This is a genomic window from Rhizobacter sp. P3_B12 (assembly GCF_056402895.1).
On sequence record NZ_JBFUGN010000753.1, the window covers coordinates 1 to 3,114 of the forward strand.

Annotated in this window: 2 protein-coding genes; both read right to left on the bottom strand. The window is 72.1% G+C overall.

Translation table 11 applies throughout. From position 1 onward, the window contains the following. Positions 1-2,149, bottom strand: a 2,149-nt coding sequence (locus AC1D01_RS27435) for a type I polyketide synthase (RefSeq protein ID WP_477872023.1), incomplete at its 3' end; no start/stop codon positions are given. Beyond that, the coding region (locus tag AC1D01_RS27440) for a phosphopantetheine-binding protein (protein ID WP_477872025.1) at positions 2,149-3,114 on the bottom strand (966 nt) is incomplete at its 5' end. The genes AC1D01_RS27440 and AC1D01_RS27435, both read right to left, overlap by 1 nt.

Here is a 3,114-nt window from a genome sequence, read left to right on the forward strand (position 1 = left end):
GCTGCTGCCCGGCCTCGCGCAGGCGTGCCTCGGCCCGCTCGATCGCGGCCATGGGACCGGCGATCACGCACAACTGTTYGGCGTTGACCGCAGCGAGGTCGCAACCATCGCCGAGGTACGGGCGCAGCGCGTCTTCGGTCAGCGCCACCGCCGTCATCGCGCCGGCCGGCAGCCCTTGCATCAGGCGGCCGCGGGTGGTCACGATGTGCAGCGCATCCGCCAGCCGGAAAACCCCGGCCAGGCAGGCCGCAACGTACTCGCCGAGGCTGTGGCCGATCATCAGCGCCGGGGTCACGCCGAGGCTCATCCACCAGCGCGCCATCGCGTACTCGATGACGAACAGCGCCGGCTGCGTCAGCTCGATGCGCGCAAGCCGTTGCTCGGCTGCTGCCGCGTCGGCCGGCGCCGGAAACAACACCTCGCGCAGGTCGAACCCGAGCTCGGGCCGCAGCAGCTCGCAGCAATGGTCGACCTCGGCGCGGAACACACCGCTGCGCCGGTACAGCGCCTCGCCCATGTGCACATGCTGGGCACCACCGCCGGGGAACAGGAACACCAGCTCGGGCGCCGCATCGACCGCGGCGTTCGCGGCTTCGGGCGCCTGCAGCATCTGCGCCGCCAGCGCGTGGCTGTCGGCCACCACCGCGCTGCGCTGCGCGAAGGCCTGCCTGCCGGATTGCAGCGTGTGCGCCACGTCGGCCAGGGCCTGCTCCGGATGCGACTGCAGGTGGTCCGCGAGCAGCGCACGCGACTCGCGCAGCGCCGTGCCGTCACGGGCCGACAGCGGCAACACCTGCCAGTCGCTGTCGTCCAGCAACTCGGTCGCAGCCGGCGCCTCTTCCAGCACCACGTGCACGTTCGTGCCACCGATGCCGAAACCGCTGACGCCGGCACGCCGCGGCGTGTCGCCCTGCGGCCACGGCGCGGCCGCGGTGCTGACGTAGAACGGGCTGCTGCCCAGAGCCAGCTGCGGATTCGCCCGCTCGAAATGCAGGCTCGGCGGCAGCGTGCGGTGCTTCAGCGCCATCACCGCCTTGATCAGCCCGGCGACGCCGGCCGCGGCATCGAGGTGGCCGATGTTGGTCTTGACCGAGCCGAGCGCGCAGAAGCCGCGGCGCGCAGTGCCGGCGCGGAAGGCCTGCGTCAGCGCCGCCACCTCGATCGGGTCGCCGAGCACGGTGCCGGTGCCGTGCGCCTCGATGCAACCGATGCTGTCGGGCGACACGTCGGCCACCAGGTGCGCGGCACGGATCACGTCGGCCTGGCCGCGCACGCTGGGCGCGGTGAAGCCGACCTTGTCCGAACCATCGTTGTTCGCGGCCGAGCCCTTGATCACCGCATGCACGGTGTCGCCGTCGCGCAGCGCGTCGTCGAGGCGCTTCAGCACCACCAGGCCGGCGCCGCTGCCGATCAGCGTGCCGGCCGCCTTTTCGTCGAAGGCGCGGCAATGGCCGTCGGGCGACAGGATCGCGCCGGCCTGGTGGCGGTAACCGCCGTCCTGCAGCAGGTTCAGCCACACACCTCCCGCCAGCGCCATGTCGCAGTCGCGGGCCAGCAGCGCCTGGCAAGCGGTGTGGATGGCGGTCAGCGAGGTCGAGCAGGCGGTCTGCACCGTGACGGCCGGGCCGCGCAGGTTCAGCTTGTAGGCGACGCGGGTGCACAGCGAGCCGGGCGAGTTGCCGCTCATCAGGCTCAGCAGCTCGGCGATCTGGCCGGTGTCGGCACCACCCGACGCCGGAAGCAGGTGCCGGATCAAGTAGAGATTCGGTCCGTCGCCTGCATACACGCCGACCGGCACGTCGAGCTGGCCGGTCGCGTAGCCGGCCTGCTCCAGCGCCTGCCAGGCGCACTCGAGAAACAGCCGCTGCTGCGGATCGAGCTGCTCGGCCTCGCGCGGCGCGTAGCCGAAGAAGCCGGCGTCGAACTCGCCGATGCCGTCGAGCCGCACGCCGGCCTTCACGAAGCTGGGGTCGTCGAGCAGGCTCTGCGGCACGCTACGTGCACGCAGCTCGTCGTCGCTGAAACGGGCGACCGATTCGACGCCGTCGCGGATGTTGCGCCAGAAGGCGTCGACATCGGCCGCACCAGGGAAGCGGCCGGCCAGGCCGATGATCGCGATCTCGATGCCGTTCGGCTCTTGGTGTTGCATCAGGTGTTCCTCTCGGTGGCGCGGCGCCGCTGCAGCAGCGCGGCCCGTTGTTGTCTGGCGCGGTCGTCGACGGCTGCAGTGGCAGGCGCCGTTGAACCGCGCTCCAGCCGCTGCGCGAGTGCTGCGAGCGTCGGGTGCTTGAACAGCTCGACCAGCGGCAGCTCGACCCCCAGCCGCTGCTGCACCTGCTGGTGAACGCGGATCAGCAGCAGCGACTGCCCGCCGAGGTCGAAGAAGTTGTCGTGCTGGCCGACGCGGGCCACGCCCAGCACCTCGCGCCAGATCGCGGCCAGCGTCTCGGCGATGCGGCCCTGCGGCGCGAGGTGCGCGCGGTCGCCCTCGAACACCGGTTCGGGCAGCGCGCGGCGGTCGACCTTGCCGTTGGGCGTCAGCGGCAGCGCGTCCAGCGCGACGATCGCGCTCGGCACCATGTGGTCGGGCAGTGCATCGGCCAGCGCCTGGCGCAGCACGGCGGCGTCGATGCGCTGGCCGGCATGCGGCGCCGCATAAGCCACCAGCCGCAGGCCGGCCGGCCCCGGCTTCGCGACGACGACCGCGTCGCGCACCGAGCCGTGCGCCAGCAGCCGCGCCTCGATCTCACCGAGCTCAACCCGGAAGCCTCTGACCTTCACCTGCTGGTCGATGCGGCCCAGATAGTCGAGCTGGCCCTCGGCGTTCCAGCGCACCACATCGCCAGTGCGGTAGAGCCGCCCGCCCCGCGGATCGAACGGATCGGCGACGAAACGCTCCGAGGTCAGCGCCGCGCGGTTCAGGTAGCCGCGCGCCAGGCTCACGCCGCCCAGGTACAGCTCGCCGGCGACCCCGGGCGGCACGAGGTTCAGGTCGGCGTCGAGCACGCGCGCGCTCGTTTCGGTGATCGGCCGGCCGATCGGCACTTGCGTCGCGCCGTCGGCGCGGCAAGTCCAGTGCGTGACGTGGATCGTCGTCTCGGTCGGGCCGTAGAG